The following is an 18,264-nucleotide window of genomic DNA, read 5'->3' on the forward strand; positions in this document are numbered from 1 at the left end:
GCATTCGTGCCGCTGAAAAGATTGAGGAGAATAAACATATGAATAATATAACTGAATACCTTCCGTTTCTGATCCCTTTAATTGTTGTACAGTTTTTGCTGCTAGGCTACGCGCTGTATCACATCCTGACACATCATCATTACAAGCGCGGAACCAGGCAATTCTGGCTGATCATCTGCATTGCGCTGATGGGATTCGTCGGGCCGATTCTCTATTTTGCCTTCGGCCGGGAGGAAGCATAATGGAGATGCTGCAGATCACCGGACTGCATAAACGGTTCGGTGATAAAGAGGTGCTGAAAGGGCTGAACCTGACGGTTCCGGAACACAGCATATTCGGCTTTATCGGCAGGAACGGCGCCGGTAAAACAACGACAATGAAAACGATCCTGGGACTGCTGAAAGCGGACGCGGGAGAAATCCTGGTGAACGGGGAAAAGGCGGTCTACGGGCAGACAGCTACGAACCGGTATATCGGCTATCTGCCGGACGTGCCGGAATTCTATTCCTTTATGACTGCGCGGGAATATCTTGGATTCTGCGGCGAGATCACCGGGATGACGAAAAAAGTGTACAGGGAACGCAGTGAGGAACTGCTGGAACTGGTGGGCCTGAACGGAGAAAAGCACCGCATCAAAGGCTATTCCAGGGGCATGAAACAGCGGCTGGGCATTGCCCAGGCGCTGCTGAACCGGCCGAAACTGCTGATCTGCGATGAACCGACTTCCGCCCTTGACCCGGTGGGAAGGAAGGAAATCCTGGATCTGCTCCTGGCGGTCAGGGAACAGACGACGGTGCTGTTTTCCACCCATATCCTCTCGGATGTGGAGCGGATCTGTACCGATATTGCCCTGCTTCATGAGGGCAAGGTGGATATCCAGGGGAAACTGTCGGAGATCCGGACCCAATACCGGCGCGATGAATACCTGGTGGAAACAGACAATGAGGAGGGAATGCATGCCCTGCAGAAGGCGTTTCCGGATATCCGCCAGACCGGACAGAACCAGCTGGTTTTCAGTGAAAAGGATTATGCTCCTGGAGAAGTATTCCGTTTTGTGGCGGATCGGGCTGTTCCTGTTGTGAAGATTGAACGGGTGGAACCGACGCTGGAATCCCTGTTTGTGGAGGTGGTGGAGAAATGAAATCTTTACTTGCCTTTATCCACAAGGAAATGCTGGAACAGCGGCGCTCCGGGAAGCTGATTATCCTTGGCATCCTGTTCATTGTGCTTGGTATTATGAGTCCGGCTATCGCAAAGCTGACGCCGTGGCTGATGGAAATGATGGCGGACTCCCTGGCCGGAAGCGGCCTGGTTTTCACCTCTGTGTCCGTAAACGCCATGGATTCCTGGGTGCAGTTTTTCAAGAATATGCCGATCGGGTTAATCGCTTTTGTCCTGATTGAAAGCAGCATCTTTACCCGGGAATACCAGACGGGAACCCTGCTGCTGTCCCTGACAAAAGGACTGGAACGCCATAAGGTTGTTGCTGCCAAAGCGGTTGTACTGGTTTTCCTGTGGACAATCTGCTACTGGCTGTGTGCCGGAATCACCTGCGGATATACCGCGTTTTTCTGGGACAACGCCATTATGCAGCACCTGCTGTTCTCCATGACCTGCTGGTGGGTGTTCGGGCTGTTTGCTGTCGCGCTGATGGTTTTGTTCTCCACTATGGCAGGGTCAAATACAGGCGTACTGGCCGGAACAGGCAGCGTGGTGCTTGGCTGCTACCTGCTCAGCTTCTATTCCGGGCTGAAAAAGATTATGCCGACGATGCTGATGGACGGGACATCCATGATATACGGCATGGCGGAGCCAAAGGCTTATACAGTGCCGCTGGTCATCGCAGCAGCGATGATACCGGTGTGTATTGCAGTCAGCGTTTCCGTTTTTAACAGAAAACAATTGTAATCCTTGTATTTGAAACGGATCCGGTTCGTCAGTGAGCCGGATTTGTCTTTTTGTGTCAGTGTGGAACAGAACGGCATTATTCCAAGCAAAATATCATCTTCTTTTAATCTGTTTCCCTTTTACGTTCTCCTCTGCGGATATACCATGAAGGTACTCATATCGCAGAGGAGGGATTTGCTGTAATGAATTATGAGATTATGGAATATGCGCGCCTGACGCTTACACAGAAAAGCCAGGCTGTGGATCTGTTTATGGAAGGCTTCGGTCACATGATGACTTTTTCCAAGGACGAAAAACTGAAAAAAGAACTGATGCTGGAAATCTTTCACCCGAACCTGTTCAGGTGTTATGTGGAAAACGGAAAGGTGCTGGGCCTGCTGGGAATTGCCACACACGAAATACGACCAATCGATTTCCGCCTGGATACCTGCGTGCGGCTTTTCGGGAGAATGAAGGGCGCCATTATCAGCAAACAGATGAACGCCATTTTTCAAAAACCGGTGGTGAGTTTCCAGGATGAGTTGTATATTGACGTGCTTGTGACGGGGAGCGAGGCAAGGCGGAAAGGCGTTGCGTCTGCCCTGCTGAATGATGTATTCAAACAAAAGAAATACTCCGTATGTTATCTGCATGTGTTTTCCAACAACCAGCCGGCCATCAGCCTGTATGAGAAGCATGGCTTTACGGTTGACAGAAATGAGAAAACGTCCCTGATGCGCTTCCTGGGATCCGGATATCCCATCCGGATGAAGAAAACGCTGATATAAAAAGGCGGATTCCATCATTTTTTACTTCCTGATCCTGAAAAATCATGATATACTGATGCAAATTTTTTTCGGAACGATATATCAATGAACGGGGGAACACCGATGGATTATCAAACAGAGCAGCTGATTCTTCATCCTGTAACAGAAGCAGATTTGCCGGAAGTTGCCCGGACCTGGCCGTCTGATCATCGCCCTGTTTCTGAAGCGGAGGCACGGGGCGCGATTGACTATATGCGTGATAACTACGCGAAAAACACCAGGGGCTGCATCTATCATCTGTGCCTTGCTGTCTGCGGGAAAGATCATCCCGGAACCATTATGGGGTGGTGCGGACTGGATGGCCGGGCAAGCCATACGGAACCGGAGATCTTCATTCTGCTGGATGAGGAATACCGTGGCAAAGGATATGGAACACAGTGTGTGAAGGAATTGCTGAGGATCGCGGCGGAAGATTTCTGCCTTCAGAGCGTTCACGGAGGCTGTGATAAAGACAATACTGCGTCAAAACGGGCCATGGAAAAAGGCGGCATGGTACAGTACGGAACGGAAGAGGGTGGGGATCCGCTGTTCCGGTTTAATGCATAACAATAAAGACACAAGGAGCAGACAGGTATGCAGAAAAAGCTGATCCTTATCAGCGGTTCACCCTGCGTCGGAAAGACGGTTGTCGGAGACCGCCTGTTCGAAAGCTACGACAACAGTGCCTATCTGGACGGAGACTGGTGCTGGTGTGTTCATCCGTTCTCCGTGACAGACAGGCGGCTGCGCAACGGGGATAAAAGCATGTCCTTTATCCTGTCAAACTACCTGGATTCGGATTTTGAATATGTGTTTTTCACCTCTGTTGTGCTGACGGATCCTGGGATCCGCGAGGGAATCCTGAACGGGATTACCGCCAAAGACTACCAGGTGATCGGTTTCACACTCACCTGTTCGGAAGAAACGCTGAAAGAACGGCACGACAAACGGGGCGATAAAGGGGAAACGAATTACTACTGGCTTCACCTGCCGCCCTGCTCCGAAGATATTGTCATAGATACCGATCACAAGCGGATCGGGGATATCGTTAAAGAAATGATGCAGCATATAAACAGATCCTGATCCGGGAATATACCAGAAACTGAAATGATATAAGGGAACGATCATGACAAAACTGTATGAGAAGAATGAAACGGCTTTTGCCGTTATGTGGATTCTGATCTATATCTTTGGCACCTGCCTGGCGGAAGCACTGAGCGAAATGGCCGGGATTTATAAGCTGTTCCCGGCGATATTCCATGCCGGGCTGGCTGCTTTTATCCTGGTATGGGTGAAAAGGAACGGACTGACAGAGAAATACGGGCTTTTCCTTCCCCGATACCGGCTCTCCCAGGCCTGGTTTTTCCTGCCGCTGGTACTGGTTGCCAGCTATAAGGTTGTTTTCAGCCCGGCACTGCGTTACGCGCCTGTGGAATCCATGCTGTTTGTAGTCAGCATGCTGTGTGTGGGTTTCCTGGAGGAGATGATCTTCCGCGGATTCCTGTTCCGGGCAATGGAAAAGAAGAACCTGACGCGGGCTGTGGCTATTTCAGCGGTGACCTTCGGAATCGGCCATATCGTAAACCTGATCAACGGCCAGGATCTGCTTGAAACCTGCGGCCAGATCATTTTTGCTGTGGTGATTGGTTTTACGCTGGTAATTCTGTTTCACAGAGGCGGAAGCCTGGTTCCCTGCATCGTGTTTCACAGCGTGTTTAATGCTTTTTCCGTGATTTCAAACGAGGAGGCGCAGATGCAGGCCTTTGGCGGACCTGTGGCCGCGACAGCAATCCTGGTCGGAGCCAGCGCCGTACTGCTGGGCGTGTATACCCTATGGAACCGGAAGCACCTGAAAGGATGAACATAACCATGCGGTTTTCACAATGGGTATATGAAAGACCGGATTACACAGCGCTGAAAAACCGTCTGAACGGGCTGAAAACACGTATCCGGGACGCGGCATCCTATGAAGAACTGCGTGAAGCGTGGCTTGCTGTGAAAGCAGAATGCGAATACATGGAATTCCAGGAAGAGATTGCATATGTCCGGCATTTGTGTGGAATGGATTATGAAAACAGCACAGAAGAAGTAAAAATTCAGAATATGGAAGACCCGGAAGTTTATGCTCTCCGCGATGAATGTAATCTGCTGGCAAAGCATTCATGCTTCGCATCCAGACTGGAGAACGAGTTTGGAAGCATGATCTTTGCGCAGATAAAAGAGAAAACGACTGTGAATGAGGCAGACAGCCTGAAACTGCAGACGGAGGAGTCCCGGCTGAAAACGGAATACAGACGGCTGATGAGAAACAGTAACAGGGACGACAATGAGTTGTTTGAAGTGTTTAGCCGGTTGATCGAAATCCGTCGCGATCTTGCGGCATCTCTTGGATATAAAGATTATACAGAACTGGGATACCGGCTGAGAAACCGGTATGATTACGGACGGGATGAACTGTCCGTTTTCAGGAAACAGGTACAAAAAACTGTCACGCCGGTCCTGGATGACCTGAAAAGACGCGGGGTTGAGAAGACCCGGTTTCCCGCTGCTGCGCGAGGAAGCGGAGAACTGATTGCCGCGATCAGCAGGATGTTTCACGAACTGTCCGAAGAAACCGGGAACTTCGTTGAAGAAATGATTCAAAAGGAACTATATGATCTGGACAGCCGGGAAAACAAACGGTCGATTCTCTGGACCTGCTGTATGTTTCCAGGCAAGAAGCTGCCTTTTGTTATCGGCAATTATTCCGGAGACGGTATGGAAACGGGATATGCGGTGCATGAGTTCGGACATGGCTTTGCATTTTATACAGCGGCACGGACACAGCCCCTGTACGAGTATCATCGATCCTCCCCCGCAGTGAATGAGATCCATTCCAAGACAATGGAGCTCTTTATGTATCCGTATCTGGAATCGTTTGTGGGCGACAGGAAAAAAGAGTATATCCGAAACCATATGCTTCAGCAGATGGAGAACCTGGTGTATCGCTGCGCAATTGACGAATTTGAGCACAGGATGTATGATCTTCCCCGCAGAACAAGGACGGTATTATGCGAACTATGGGCAGATATTTCGCAGAAATACATGCCCTGGATCAGGTTCAGCCAGGATGATCTGAGCGAAGGAAAATGCTGGCCTCATCAGACACACATCGTTGAAGTACCCTTTTACTACATCGAATACGATATAGCCCAGATCAGCACCTGGGAGTTCTATATGGGGATGCGGAACGACCGGACCAGGACGCTGGAAAACTATATGAAGCTGTGCAGGGCAGGGGGAAGCAAATCCTTCCGGGAACTGCTGGCAATTGCTGGACTTTCTGATCCTTTTGCAGAGGGAACAGTGGAGAGAATCTGCGGACCGGTTGCGGAGGAGCTGCAGGGTATTCTTTGAGACAGGAAAACTGTCCGGGAAGCCGCTGAACCCGGGAAAAACACAATAACAGATTATTAAGGAGAAAAACAGAATGAGTCCTTTGGAGAAAATGGATGACTTTTTTGCCGTACGTGTTGACGGCTATGATGAACATATGATGAGCAACGTCGAAAGGGCATCGGATTTCTACGCCTATACCGCTTCACTGCTGCCGAAGGCAGCAGGAAGCAAGGTGCTTGATCTCGGGTGCGGTACCGGCCTTGAACTGGAAGAATACTTTGGACTCAATCCCGATGCGAAAGTCACGGGTATTGATCTGTCTGAAGCGATGCTGAACGCGCTGAAGGCCAAGTTTCCGGAGAAGGACCTGACCCTTGTGCAGGCTTCCTATTTTGACGTACCGCTTGGCGAGAATGTATATGACGCCGCGGTGTCCGTGGAATCCCTGCATCATTTTAAGGATGAAATGAAAGAATCGCTGTACAGGAAGCTTCGCACTGCGCTGAAAACGGGCGGAACGTTTGTGCTGACGGACTGCTTCGCAGAATCGGATGAACTGGAAAAAGAGTATTTTGAGACGCTGGCGAAACTGAAAAAAGAACAGGGACTTTCAGAAGATGAGTTCTATCATTTCGATACGCCCCTTACGGTTGAACATGAGATGGACGTTCTGCGCCGGGCCGGTTTCCGGGATGTACGGATCGATAAAAGGTGGAGTGAGAAAACCTGTACGGTTCTCGCAACCGTGTAAAGAAGAGGTCCCGAATGTCTGACAGAGGAATGCGTATGGACCGGAATGAGCTTGTGCTGGTAAGCCCCTCGAAAGATATGGAGCATGAAATACTCCAATACAAAGAGGAGCACTTTGCCTTTGGCGACAGGCAGGTTCATGGCAGCGGCGGCCTGGCGTTTGACGACAGTTTTGATGAATGGCTGAACCGGATCCGGTTCATCAGGGAGAAAAGTCCGGAGAATATTGCACTGACTAGTACGTTTTTCTCCAGACGCGTTTCTGACGGGAAACTGATCGGATGCGTCAAGATTCATCATACCCTGACAGAAGAGCTGGAAAGCGGCGGACATATCGCCTATGGTATCAGGCCTTCCGAACGCGGAAAAGGATACGGAACACAGCAGCTGGAGCTTTGCCTGGAATACGCAGGACAGCTGAAGCTGAAACGGGTGATCATCGCCTGTGACAAGGATAATACAGCTTCCGCGAAGACTGCCATGAGCTGCGGAGGGAAACTGGTGAAAGAATTCGAAGAGGACGGCATCCTCAAACAGCATTACCTGATTGAACTGTAAACATGAAGAAAGGGACCGGTTAATCCGGTCCCTGTTTTATTGATTCTGTTTTCGATTCAGCAGGACAACCGCTGCGAGAATCAGGAGGATGCCCAGGCCCGAAAGCAGGGTTAACGGCTCAGCAAAAACCAGAATTCCGATCAGCGTTGCCACCATAGGCTCAATGGTAGCCAGGATGCCGGCCCGGCTGGCCTCCACAGTCCGAAGTCCAAGCGTGTAGGACAGGAAGGGAATGACAGCGGTTACCAGCGCGGTGAGACAGCAGAAAAAGAGCAGGAACGGCAGATCAGCCGCGGCGGTGAACTTTGAGATCATATCGGCCGGACCGCAAACCAGCCAGGAGCCGGCGGCAGCGAAAAGGAAGGTGTAGGTTGTGACGGTATAGGGTGAATACCGGCGGAGGGCAATAGTGCCCAGGATACTGTAAAGGCCGTAACCAATGCCGGAACCCAGACCGATCAGCAGGCCGATCAGCGTAATCCCTTCTCCGGAGATTCCGGAAACCAGGACGCATCCGGCAAAGGCCAGAGCCAGGGCGATGAGCTTGATACGGTTCAGCTTTTCACGGAAGAAAAGCATGGACATCAGCATGATCCAGATCGGCGAGGTATAAAGCAGAATGGCCGCCGTGGAAAGCGGCATGATGGTAATGGCAGTGAAATAACAAACTGTGAAGAACAGTATGCTTCCGAAACCAAGACCAAGGAAAAGGGGAAGATCCCGCAGGGTAATCCTGAAACCGGAGCGGTCCCGGATGAACAGCACTATACTGAAAACAAGCGCGGCCAGCGTGATGCGGATGGCTACGATCTGGACAGAGGTGAATCCATAGGTGCCAAGTTTTCTGACAAAGATTCCCATGCTGCCCCAGAAGATACCAGCCAGTATAATCAGCAAAGGGCCGATGTTCCTTCTGTGCTCCATTTTTAACACCTCAGGTACATATTATCAGAACAGGATCAACGATCAGGATTCATTAACCAGCTTACCGGTCATATGCTCCGGGATCAGCTCCAGAAAGCTGGCCCGGGGAAGGGCGTTGACAAGTTCATTCTGCAAATAGGCTTCATCATCTGTAAATTTTCTGCACAGGTTAACGGCGATTTTCCGTCTCAGTGCGTCATCCTGTTCATCCACAATGTGCATCCGTCCGAAGATGACCACACTGCGGATGTTCAGTGCCCAGTCGCCTTCCTTCCGGAAGCCCTCGTCACAGACACAGAAACTGACCTTGTCATGCTTCCGGACCGCATCCAGTTTATGACCGGTTTTCGCACAGTGGAAGTAGAGCCTGCCGTTTTCTTCGCAGTACCAGTGATCCATCGGGATACCATAGGGATAGTCATCATCACCCAGCATGGAAAGGACACCGCGGGGCTGCTCTTTCAGGATCTGAATGCACTCCGCTTCGGGAATCTGCTGTTTGAACCGTCTCATTTCCCTGAACATTGTCTGATCCTCCCTGTGTAAGTTTAGCAGGCGGATTTTATTTTAACGGATAAAGCCTGACCTGATCCAGATACGCTTTGTTCTTTTTCAGATCTGCTGCAGGAAATGGCTTTCCGTGACCGGGATAAATCCTCTTTGCTCCGGACTGCAGGAGCTTTTCCCAGGACTGGCTGAACTGAAGCAGATCCTCTATCCAGATGATAACCCGTTTCCGGCTGGGGAAGCCGTTCATGGCTGCGTCTCCGCAAAAAACAGTATTTTCCATCAGCAGGGAAATATGATCCGCCGTATGCCCGGGCGTTTCCACAACCTGAAAAGGAAGATTCATGGCCCGGAATGTATCCGAATCAGTCGTGACCAGGCGGTCAAGATACTCTTTCCTGATCACCGGATACCGGTGTTCCCCTTTCCCGAGGAAGGCCAGGACCTGACAGAAACACCAGGCCAGGCGGCCGGAGCAGCCTCCTTCAAAGGAGTTCTGCCCTTTCTTCAGTCCTTCGACTGCCTTTGGATGCAGGATGACCTTTGCCGGAGTGACAGCGAGAACATCATTCAGGAATCCTGCATGATCATCATGGGCATGGGTTAAAAAGACCGTCTTGATTTCGTCCGGCCGGATCCCGTTTTTCTTCAGCTTTCGCTGAAACCGGCGAAAGCCTTTTTCATAACCTGTATCAATCAGGATATATCCATTTTCTCCGGGGATGAGCCAGTTGTTGACTGCCCGGTTTCCCAGATTAAGAATCCTCATATGTTACTATCCTTTTGAAATCAATCTTTTCCGATCATGAATTACAGCTGTTTCTTCAGGAAATACTTATTCAGTTTCGGATCCTTGCTTTCCTGGATAAACTCAACGGTATATCCCAGCTTTTTATAGAACTCCGGAGCCTGGAAGCCAAAGGTTGTGAGGGTGATGACATCATATCCTTTTCCTTTATAGGCGTTTTCCACTGCCCGGACCAGCCGGCTTCCCAGGCCGGTGCTCCGGCACTGTTCATCCACGATCAGGTCGCCGATATGCACTTCGTTATAGTACGCACGGCCGGTAATGACGCCGGCGATCTTTCCTTCGCTGGTTTCCGCGGCAAAACAAAAGCCGTCATAGTTCAGGACTACGCCATTCTGTTCTCCGTACCGGGTAAATCCTTCATGGATAAAGTCCCCGACCCGGGGATCTTCTTCATCGATTCTTCTGATGATTGATTCAGCCATTAACGTTATTCTCCTTCTTTAAATCCGTTTAAACAACCTGGCATTCCAGAAATTCATATCCAGTTCATCAAGATAGAAGTGGAGGATCGCTTTCCAGTTTTTTGTCGCCGTGCTGAGCATCAGGTAGTCCACTTCTCCCCGGACTGTGTTTTCCACATAATCGAACAGCTTTCTCCCGATGCCCTGACTCCGGTATTCGGGCCGCACATAAAGCTCTTCAATTTCAAAACAGGGCGTGCCGTCCGGCATGATGGAAGAGGATTCTTTGGATTTTTCTGCATGCCCGAACAGATAACCGATCACGGCGTCGCCGTCATATGCAAGGAAAATCCGGTTTCCATCGATGTCGGATTTATCGTTCTTCCGATAACCGTGGCAGCTGTTTTCTTTTTCCCAGTCTTCAGACATACGGATGAGTTCATTCAGTACTTCTTCGGTAAGGCCTGTTTCTGCCATACGAATTTCAGGGTTTGTTTTCATATCTGCTTTTCCCCTTTGTTTATTCTTGTCTATCATTATTCAGACGATAAATCAGAACATCTACAGGATAGCCATCCACCATGTGCTTTTCTGGCTGTCGTTCATATAGCATAAATCCGCACTTTTCTGCACATCTTATCATTCCGGTATTCCCGGACCATGTTTCCAGATAGATGTCCGAAGGTGATTGTTCCAAACAATAATGAATCCAGGCGCGCAGGGCATCCGTACCATAGCCTCGATTTCTGAAAGCGGGTTCACATATTTCAATTCCAACGGCTTTCTTTTCCGATGCGCTTTGTACAGGAATCTGAATAGCTGATGATTCAAATGGGTAGACGGAAACAAAACCAATATGCCTGCCAGCCACTGTGATCTCCAGGCGGTTTCGTACAGACCCTGGATTTAAACGGGATATATTTTGCATCATCTGTTTTTTCAGCTGCTCTGGATCTATCTGTATGACAGGTTCCCACGGAGTATCTGCTTTGATCCATCCGGTTTCTTCTGTCATCCATCTGATTTCATCATCTATATCGCTTTTTATCTGATCTCTTAATACTATTTTGTTAAAAGAAATCATCATGGTGTTTTCTCCTCAACACGCTCTGTATCAGCATTTTTCGGGATAACGAAGATAATAACAGTCATTACCTTCCATATAGTCCGTTTTTTTGAACCCGTGTTTCTCATAGAACACGGCAGCCCGACTGTTATCCTTATGGCAGCCCATGACAATGGGCCTGACGCCAAAGTCCTGATAGACCCGGGCAATGGTTCCTTCCAGCGCGAGCCCGCCGATGCCTTTGCTGCGGAACTTTTTGTCGATCACAAATCCCATCAGGCGGTAGAACGGTTCCTGCCTTACCTGCGGCGGATCCGTATCCCAGGGAATCGCTTCACCCAGGAGGATCAGCCCGACATAAGCGCCGTCGCACCGGATCAGGTAAGTATGGCCGATGAGGTTATGCTCAAAGCCATAATCATTGATTTCCATGATGGTGGAGGCGGTATCGACAAAGCTTTCCGGGATATCGTCCCGGTCAATGGCACAGGCTGTGTTATAATTCTCATGAGTAAGCTGTTCAAACGTGATTTCCATACTTTTATACCTGCATATCAGAATGATGGGAATGTCCATCGGGGATTATATCACATGGAGACTGATTAATGATCAAAAACCCTAAAGGTTATTTTAAGTTTCGTATGCATAATGATGCTGCCGGGGATAATCCCGGCCACTAAAAAAAGATTAACAGACAGGAGATCAAAAGAATGAAAAAGCTGTTATGCGTTATGCTTGTGATATCCCTGATGCTCTCCGCTGCCAGTGTATTTGCGGAGGCTCCCCAGGGTACACCTCCGGGAGAACCACCGGAGGGTTTTAACGGCGGAACACCGCCTGGAGATCCGCCGGAAGGGTTTGGTGGCGGAACACCTCCGGGAGAACCACCTGAAGGCTTTGGCGGCGGGAATCCGCCCGGGGATCCGCCGGGCGGCGGAGGCTTCGGCGGAGGGACACCTCCCGGAGGCGGCACTTCCTCCTTTGAATATGCCGCGGCAACAGAGATCACGGAAATGACGGAATCAAACGGAGAAAGTTATTCCGCAGATACAGCGGACGAAAGCGCCATGATCATCAATACCGCTGATACCGTGACACTCGCGGATATCACTGTGACAAAAACCGGCGATTCAAACGGCGGAGATAACTGCAATTTCTATGGCCTGAACGCGGCTGTCCTGGTGATGGGCGGTTCCACAACTGCCATTACGGGCGGAACGATTGAATCTTCTGCTTCCGGGGCGAACGGCGTCTTCTGCTACGGCGGAAACGGAGGCCGGAACGGTGCGGACGGAGATGGTACCACGCTGTATATTTCCGGCACCACCATTACCACAACCGGGGATGGCTCCGGCGGCATCATGACCACCGGCGGCGGAGTGACCTACGCGGAGAACCTGACTGTCACCACCTCCGGGCGCTCCTCCGCGGCCATCCGGACAGACCGGGGCGGCGGTACCGTGACTGTGAACGGCGGCACCTATACCTCCAACGGCCTGGGGTCTCCCGCGATCTATTCCACCGCGGATATTACCGTCCGGGACGCGACGCTGGTTTCCAATCTTTCCGAGGGCGTATGTATTGAAGGCATGAACTCCGTTACCCTGGAGAACTGCGACCTGACCGCGAACAATACCCAGCGCAACGGACATGCCACCTTCCTGGATACGATCATGATTTACCAGTCCATGAGCGGCGACGCGGACAGCGGCACTTCCGCCTTTACCATGACCGGCGGCAGCCTGACCAGCCTCAGCGGTCATATGTTCCACGTGACCAACACCCACGCGGTGATTACCCTGTGCGGCGTCGCCCTGAACAATGAGGGCAGCGATATCCTGCTTTCCGTCTGTGATGACGGATGGAACGGTGCTTCCAATATCGCGGAGCTGAATGCGGACGCACAGACCCTGACCGGGACGATCCTGATCGGTGAAAACTCCACGCTGAAGCTGTCCCTCACCAACGGTTCCGCCTTTGAAGGAAGCATCAGCGGCGAGATCACAAACGCGGAGGGAACGCAGGTTTCCACTGAAACAGGAACGGTATCTGTCTCCCTGGATGAGACCAGTACCTGGATCCTGACCGCGGACACATATATCACCGAATTTTCCGGAAACGCCGGCAATGTGATTGGCAACGGTTACAGCCTTTCTGTCAACGGATCGGTATTGACCGGGATCAACTGATACGGAACCATACAGGACATCCCCTGCGGTGCGCAGGGGATGCTTTTATACTGAAAACAAATAAAAAAATGCACAGCCTGCCGAATGCTGTGCATTGGAAAAAGGGAGGATATGGGGGGTAAGGTTGGCTTTTTATACAGCAGACAGAATGATGCTCCTGATTTTCTGGATCAAGGCATGAGCAAGGCGCTCATGCCCTTCAGCGTTCAGGTGCTCATCATCCACCGGGGAAGCCTGGGCGTAATCAGAGGCAGCCAGGAAGGCATTTCCCCGTTTCTGCGCGATTGCCTGATAGACATCCTTCAGCTTCGTACTGGTTTCAATCGAAATTGAATCAAAGGCCGGATCCTTCTCCGGCTTCCAGACATCCTGTCCAAGGAGGATCGGAGAAACCACCAGTATTTTTTCCGGCGGAAGAAAGGCTTCAAAACGTTCGACGCACTGCTCCAGTCCGCAGCCGATCTGCTCCGGAGTGGCCCGCAGGTTTTTCTTGCAATCATTGGTGCCCAGCATGAGGATGACGGCATGAAGGTCTTTTGTATCTTTATACTGGGAAATGGATTCAATGCCCATCCGAAGCGGACGGGCGGGGTCATCGAAAACGGTGGTTCTTCCGACCACACCGTCCTCAATGATCCGGAAGTTTTCCAGCATAAAGGCTTTTCGCAGAATACCCGTCCAGCGGACATGCTCCGGGTATCTGTCCCAGGTTCCGGGAATCAGTCCCCAGGTATTGGAATCTCCAAAGGCGAGTATCTGTTTCATAAAGCTCCATTCATCGGCAGACAGGGGACAGAAGTAGTTCTGTCCCCGATTTTTTTGAGTTTTGGTTCAGAGTTTACAGTTTAGAGCTGCCGCTTATTCGGCCAGTCCGCCGCCCTCCAGCACCAGGCTGTCTTCGTAGTCCAGGCCGTAGGTATCCACCAGGGTTGCTTCATAATCCTTGTGGAAGAAGTTTTCTGCGGCCAGGGCCTTGATTTCGTCATTGATCCAGTTCAGCAGGGTTTCATTGCCCTTGGTGACGGCGGGAGCGATGGTGTCCTGGCTGCCCAGGGAAGGAATGCCGACGGTGTAGCCTTCATTCTGCAGGGCATAGGCAATCACTTCGGTGTTGTCGTTGGCCCAGGCGACGGCATTGCCGTTTTCCAGGGCGTTCTTGGCATTGGCGTAGGTGTCATACTTCTGCAGGGTGATTTCAGGATTGTTCTTGATCAGGTAATCCTCGGCAGTGGTGCCGGAGATGACGATCACCTGGTCGTCAGCGGTGAGCTCGGACAGATCCTTGATCACCCGGCTGTCGGGGGAGACAACACCCAGCGCCACGTTCATGTAGGGGAGGGCGAAATCAACTTTTTCGGCACGCTCGGGGGTGACGGTAAAGTTGGCCAGGATGATATCCACCTTGCCGGTTTCCAGATATTCAACGCGGTTGGCTGCTTCGGTGGAAACATAATTGACGGTCACGCCGAGATCCTCGCCGATGCGGCGGGCGAAGTAGACGTCATAGCCCTGGTATTCGCCGTTTTCATCCACAAAGCCGAAGGGGTTCTTGTCAGAGAAGACGCCGATGTTGATGGTTCCGGAAGCCTTGATTTCATCCAGGGTGCGGAAGACGGTATCAGCGGACGCGACAGCAACCAGGGAAAGGGCCAGGACGAGAGCGATGACGAGAGCTGTGATATTACGGATGGTTTTCATGGGGGATTCTCCTTTCGGGCTTTAAGCCTCTGCTTTATTTTTTCTGTTAAATTCAAAGGATTGCAGGAATTTCTTCGCCTGTTCCGTTTTCGGTGCGGTGAAGAACTGCTCCGGGGCACTTTCCTCCAGGATCCGCCGGTCTTCCAGCAGGATGATCCGGTCAGCAACCGCCCGGGCAAAAGACATTTCATGGGTAACGATCAGCATTGTTTTTCCCTGATCCGCCAGGCTGACGATAACGTCCAGCACCTCCCGGACCATTTCCGGATCCAGGGCGGCGGTGACTTCGTCAAAGAGCAGGATTTCAGGATGCATGATCAGGGCGCGGACAATGGCCACGCGCTGTTTCTGGCCGCCGGATAACTGCCGGGGATAACTGCCGGCCTTTTCCTTCAGGCCGACGCGGTCCAGCAGCGCCAGCGCCTCTTCCCGGGCATCCTCCCGGGAACGTTTCTGGGCCTTCACCGGAGCCAGCAGGATATTATCCAGCACGGTCAGGTGAGGGAACAGTTCATAATTCTGGAATACCATACCGACCTTCCGGCGCATCTCCGGCAGGTTTTTGCTGCCCTGCCTGATCAGTTCACCCCGGAGCCGGATTTCTCCGCCCTGAATAGATTCCAGGGCGTTAATACATCGCAATAGCGTGCTTTTTCCGCATCCACTGGAGCCGACGATGACGACTACTTCACCTTCCCGGACATCCAGGGAAAGATCTTCCAGGATGGTCTGATCATCAAACCGCTTCGTCAGATGCGAGATGCTCAGTACTGTTTCCGCCATGCGCTCACCTCCAGTGCTTTTCAAGTTTCCTGGCTGCCAGGCTCAGGATCCGGCAGGCCAGGTAATACATCACAAAGATGGTCAGGTATACGCCGAACGCCGCGTTCGGGCTTGCCTTCCGGTTCGCCTCAATAATCTGTTGGGCAACCTTCAGGATTTCCACCACACCGATGAGGGTCACCAGGCTGGTGGTCTTGATCATCCGGGTGATCAGGTTGATGGAAAGGGGAATCAGACGCCGTACTGCCTGGGGCAGGATGATCCAGCGGTAAACCTGCACCGGCTGCAGTCCCAGTGCTTCCGCACTTTCCCGCTGGATGGCAGGAATGCTGCTCACCGCGCCGCGAACCAGGTCTCCCATCTCCGCTGTACCCCAGAGGGAGAAGACGATGATGGCGGCTGTCTCGCCGGAAAGGTTCCAGCCAAAGGCCCGGGTTGTTCCGAAATACATCAGGAACAGCAGGACCATCTGGGGCATGATGTGGATGATACCCAGCCAGATCCGCAGGATTACGGAGGCGACGGAGCGCTTCCGGCTGGCCAGGATTCCCAGGATGATACCGGCCGCAACGCTGATGCCGGCGGCAATCAGGCTGATGCGGAGGGCCACCCAGAGACCGCCCAGCAGCCGGACGAAGTTTTTTCCTTTCCAGAGAACTTCAAGTCCCAAATCCGGCATGCCGCAGCCTCCTTTCCCAGAAGGTCCCCAGCAGCGAGAGCGGCAGGAGGATCAGCAGATAAGCGCTTACCAGCAGGAAAAGGCTTTCTGTCGTCTGATAATACAGGCCGATCTGATCCTTGGCGGTGAACATCAGGTCCATGAGGCTTACGGCGGAGAAAACGCTGGTTTCCTTCATCAGGAAAACCACGTTTGCCATGAAGGCCGGGACGCTGATGGCCATTGCCTGGGGAAGGATCACATGGAGGAAGGTCTGCCAGCGTGTGAGTCCAAGACTTAACGCGCTTTCTTCCTGAATCCGGTCTACGGCTTCAATCCCACTCCGGAAGGCTTCTGCCATGTATCCGCCGCCGAGAAAGGCAAGGCCGATAATTCCGCAGGCTTCCGGGTTGGTTTTGATGCCGATCTTCGGCAGGCCGTAGTAGATGAAGAAGAGCTGTACAAGCAGCGGCGTGTTCCGGCTCAGCTCCACATAGGCGGCGGTGATCCGGCGAAGCACCGGTACACGCCAGTGAAGCACGGCGGCGGAAAGAAGACCCACCAGGGCAGCAAGCAGGATGCCCGCTGTGCCTGTCCGCAGGGTGAGCCAGGCGGCTTTTCCATATAGCGGCAGGACTTTTCCGATATACGCCCAATCCACTGTGCTGCTTCTTCCTTTCTTTCCGGTACGGTAACCGGCGCTTTCAACGAAAAGCCCGGCAGCCGTTTAAAAGCTCCCGGGCAGATATGACTTCCGCGTAATCCTGAGGCGGATTATTCAGAGCGCAGACACATACATGCCGACGCCCCAGCCATAGTGCATGCCCGGGAGATCAGCATTCGACAACAGGTGCTCAGGATGATAATTTTCTTTTCCGTAAACATGTCCGCGCCTCCTTTCAGATTCATTGGCTTCTGTGAAGCTTGAAGGCATATTATCACCAATTACCCACTATGTCAATAGGCGATTTATGTTTTCGGATTGTTTTTCCCGAAAGAATTCCTCAACCCGTATGTGTGTTGACTTCCCGGATGAATGATGATACCATGCGGCTGTTTTAAAGAGAATTGAAGTCGGGGAGATGATGAATCGTGCAGAAGGAAATGGTTACTCAGTACAGTCAGGCTCTGGAACGGGAAATGCATATCATGATCTACGGCTGGGGCGGGGTGCCTTTTCTGTGTTTCCCGACGCAGGATTCCCTATGCCACAACTATGAAGATTTCGGGATGACAGACCAGCTGGCTGATTTTATCGACAGCGGGCGGATCCAGCTGTTTGTGGTGGATACGGTGGATTGGGAAAGCTGGTCACCTAAGGATGGGATCCCTGAATGGCGGGCAGCACGGCAGGAACAATATCACCGATACATTATTGATGAGGCGATGCCGCTGATCCGCAGCCGTAATCCTCAGACGCCGGGAGTGACAGGCTTCAGCATGGGGGCGAATCATGCAGTGATTACCTTCCTTCGGCGGCCTGATCTGTTCCGGGGAGTCATTGCGCTTTCCGGGGTTTATGATACGGATTACTTTTTCGACGGATGGATGAATGATGTGCTTTACCAGAATGCGCCGGAACGGTTCCTTCTGAATATGGCCGCGGATCATCCGTATATCCGGCTCTATAATGAAAGAAAGATGATCCTGTGCGTTGGGCAGGGAGCCTGGGAAGAGGACGGCGTGCGTTCCCTGAGAAACCTGGAGCACATCTTCCGGGAGAAGGGTATCCATGCATGGTGTGATTTCTGGGGCTATGATGTCAACCATGACTGGCCCTGGTGGTTCAGGCAGATGCGATACTTCCTGCCGCAGCTTCTGAAAGAATGATGAGAGAAGGGAAAAAAT

At 51.8% G+C, this 18,264-nt stretch carries 24 protein-coding genes; 12 read left to right on the forward strand and 12 right to left on the reverse strand.

Annotation, left to right across the window (positions count from 1 at the left end; genetic code table 11):
• Positions 1–38: 38 nt before the first annotated feature.
• The 10 genes from JYE49_RS15060 to JYE49_RS15105 all read left to right on the forward strand — a co-directional run bounded on the left by JYE49_RS15060 (position 39) and on the right by JYE49_RS15105 (position 7,379).
• The gene (locus tag JYE49_RS15060) at positions 39–242 is read left to right on the forward strand and encodes a PLDc N-terminal domain-containing protein (protein ID WP_093956803.1); all 204 of its coding nucleotides are present in this window, start codon (positions 39–41) and stop codon (positions 240–242) included.
• Positions 242–1,141, forward strand: a complete 900-nt coding sequence (locus JYE49_RS15065; protein ID WP_093956802.1) for an ABC transporter ATP-binding protein — start codon at positions 242–244, stop codon at positions 1,139–1,141. The genes JYE49_RS15060 and JYE49_RS15065 overlap by 1 nt, the downstream gene beginning before the upstream one ends.
• On the forward strand, positions 1,138–1,908 hold the full coding sequence (locus tag JYE49_RS15070) for an ABC transporter permease subunit (protein ID WP_093956801.1): 771 nt from the start codon (positions 1,138–1,140) through the stop codon (positions 1,906–1,908). The genes JYE49_RS15065 and JYE49_RS15070 overlap by 4 nt, the downstream gene beginning before the upstream one ends.
• A 182-nt stretch (positions 1,909–2,090) precedes the next feature.
• Positions 2,091–2,675, forward strand: a complete 585-nt coding sequence (locus JYE49_RS15075) for a GNAT family N-acetyltransferase (protein WP_093956800.1) — start codon at positions 2,091–2,093, stop codon at positions 2,673–2,675.
• 102 nt (positions 2,676–2,777) lie between these two features.
• Positions 2,778–3,260, forward strand: a complete 483-nt coding sequence (locus tag JYE49_RS15080) for a GNAT family N-acetyltransferase (RefSeq protein WP_179217282.1) — start codon at positions 2,778–2,780, stop codon at positions 3,258–3,260.
• Positions 3,261–3,287: 27 nt separating this feature from the next.
• Positions 3,288–3,776 (forward strand): DEAD/DEAH box helicase family protein, encoded by a 489-nt coding sequence (locus JYE49_RS15085; RefSeq protein WP_093956798.1) that lies wholly within the window; start codon positions 3,288–3,290, stop codon positions 3,774–3,776.
• A 43-nt stretch (positions 3,777–3,819) separates the two neighbouring features.
• Positions 3,820–4,554: a CPBP family intramembrane glutamic endopeptidase gene (locus JYE49_RS15090; protein ID WP_093956797.1), complete on the forward strand. Its 735-nt coding sequence runs from the start codon at positions 3,820–3,822 to the stop codon at positions 4,552–4,554.
• An 8-nt stretch (positions 4,555–4,562) separates the two neighbouring features.
• A complete protein-coding gene (locus JYE49_RS15095) occupies positions 4,563–6,089 on the forward strand; it encodes a M3 family metallopeptidase (RefSeq protein WP_179217281.1) in 1,527 nt (508 codons plus the stop codon).
• 73 nt (positions 6,090–6,162) lie between these two features.
• Positions 6,163–6,822: a class I SAM-dependent methyltransferase gene (locus JYE49_RS15100; protein ID WP_283399345.1), complete on the forward strand. Its 660-nt coding sequence runs from the start codon at positions 6,163–6,165 to the stop codon at positions 6,820–6,822.
• Between the two features lie 14 nt (positions 6,823–6,836).
• Positions 6,837–7,379: a GNAT family N-acetyltransferase gene (locus JYE49_RS15105; RefSeq protein WP_093956795.1), complete on the forward strand. Its 543-nt coding sequence runs from the start codon at positions 6,837–6,839 to the stop codon at positions 7,377–7,379.
• A 36-nt stretch (positions 7,380–7,415) separates the two neighbouring features.
• Here the strand turns inward: JYE49_RS15105 and JYE49_RS15110 are convergent, their stop codons facing one another.
• From JYE49_RS15110 to JYE49_RS15140, 7 genes are read right to left on the reverse strand one after another with little or no spacing between them, the layout of a single operon-like run.
• Complete coding sequence (locus JYE49_RS15110; RefSeq protein ID WP_093956794.1) at positions 7,416–8,303, reverse strand: DMT family transporter; 888 nt, start codon at positions 8,301–8,303, stop codon at positions 7,416–7,418.
• Between the two features lie 42 nt (positions 8,304–8,345).
• Positions 8,346–8,828, reverse strand: a complete 483-nt coding sequence (locus tag JYE49_RS15115) for a pyridoxamine 5'-phosphate oxidase family protein (RefSeq protein WP_093956793.1) — start codon at positions 8,826–8,828, stop codon at positions 8,346–8,348.
• A 37-nt stretch (positions 8,829–8,865) separates the two neighbouring features.
• On the reverse strand, positions 8,866–9,579 hold the full coding sequence (locus tag JYE49_RS15120; RefSeq protein WP_093956792.1) for an MBL fold metallo-hydrolase: 714 nt from the start codon (positions 9,577–9,579) through the stop codon (positions 8,866–8,868).
• Positions 9,580–9,620: 41 nt separating this feature from the next.
• Entirely contained in the window at positions 9,621–10,043 is a 423-nt protein-coding gene (locus JYE49_RS15125) for a GNAT family N-acetyltransferase (protein ID WP_093956791.1), read from the reverse strand.
• An 18-nt stretch (positions 10,044–10,061) separates the two neighbouring features.
• On the reverse strand, positions 10,062–10,499 hold the full coding sequence (locus JYE49_RS15130) for a GNAT family N-acetyltransferase (RefSeq protein ID WP_304583278.1): 438 nt from the start codon (positions 10,497–10,499) through the stop codon (positions 10,062–10,064).
• 43 nt (positions 10,500–10,542) lie between these two features.
• Complete coding sequence (locus JYE49_RS15135) at positions 10,543–11,109, reverse strand: GNAT family N-acetyltransferase (protein ID WP_093956789.1); 567 nt, start codon at positions 11,107–11,109, stop codon at positions 10,543–10,545.
• A gap of 27 nt (positions 11,110–11,136) precedes the next feature.
• The gene (locus tag JYE49_RS15140; RefSeq protein WP_179217279.1) at positions 11,137–11,625 is read right to left on the reverse strand and encodes a GNAT family N-acetyltransferase; all 489 of its coding nucleotides are present in this window, start codon (positions 11,623–11,625) and stop codon (positions 11,137–11,139) included.
• A 173-nt stretch (positions 11,626–11,798) separates the two neighbouring features.
• Between JYE49_RS15140 and JYE49_RS15145 the strand changes: the two genes are divergently transcribed.
• Positions 11,799–13,277, forward strand: coding sequence for an autotransporter outer membrane beta-barrel domain-containing protein (locus JYE49_RS15145; protein WP_283399344.1), 1,479 nt, complete (start codon positions 11,799–11,801; stop codon positions 13,275–13,277).
• A 132-nt stretch (positions 13,278–13,409) separates the two neighbouring features.
• On the opposite strand, the gene JYE49_RS15150 is transcribed toward JYE49_RS15145, so the two are convergent.
• From JYE49_RS15150 to JYE49_RS15170, 5 genes are all read right to left on the reverse strand, one after another.
• Complete coding sequence (locus tag JYE49_RS15150) at positions 13,410–14,042, reverse strand: GDSL-type esterase/lipase family protein (RefSeq protein ID WP_093956787.1); 633 nt, start codon at positions 14,040–14,042, stop codon at positions 13,410–13,412.
• A gap of 93 nt (positions 14,043–14,135) precedes the next feature.
• Positions 14,136–14,975 carry a transporter substrate-binding domain-containing protein gene (locus JYE49_RS15155; protein ID WP_093956786.1) on the reverse strand — a complete coding sequence of 280 codons (840 nt, stop codon included), beginning with the start codon at positions 14,973–14,975 and terminating at the stop codon, positions 14,136–14,138.
• A 21-nt stretch (positions 14,976–14,996) separates the two neighbouring features.
• The gene (locus JYE49_RS15160) at positions 14,997–15,758 is read right to left on the reverse strand and encodes an amino acid ABC transporter ATP-binding protein (RefSeq protein WP_093956785.1); all 762 of its coding nucleotides are present in this window, start codon (positions 15,756–15,758) and stop codon (positions 14,997–14,999) included.
• 4 nt (positions 15,759–15,762) lie between these two features.
• The gene (locus tag JYE49_RS15165; RefSeq protein WP_093956784.1) at positions 15,763–16,437 is read right to left on the reverse strand and encodes an amino acid ABC transporter permease; all 675 of its coding nucleotides are present in this window, start codon (positions 16,435–16,437) and stop codon (positions 15,763–15,765) included.
• The gene (locus tag JYE49_RS15170) at positions 16,418–17,077 is read right to left on the reverse strand and encodes an amino acid ABC transporter permease (RefSeq protein ID WP_093956783.1); all 660 of its coding nucleotides are present in this window, start codon (positions 17,075–17,077) and stop codon (positions 16,418–16,420) included. The genes JYE49_RS15165 and JYE49_RS15170 overlap by 20 nt, the downstream gene beginning before the upstream one ends.
• 431 nt (positions 17,078–17,508) lie before the next feature.
• Here JYE49_RS15170 and JYE49_RS15175 point away from each other — a divergent pair, with 431 nt between their 5' ends.
• The gene (locus tag JYE49_RS15175) at positions 17,509–18,246 is read left to right on the forward strand and encodes an esterase family protein (RefSeq protein ID WP_283399343.1); all 738 of its coding nucleotides are present in this window, start codon (positions 17,509–17,511) and stop codon (positions 18,244–18,246) included.
• Positions 18,247–18,264 lie beyond the last annotated feature (18 nt).

Source organism: Aristaeella hokkaidonensis, assembly GCF_018128945.1.
Taxonomy (GTDB): Bacteria; Bacillota; Clostridia; order Christensenellales; family Aristaeellaceae; genus Aristaeella; species Aristaeella hokkaidonensis.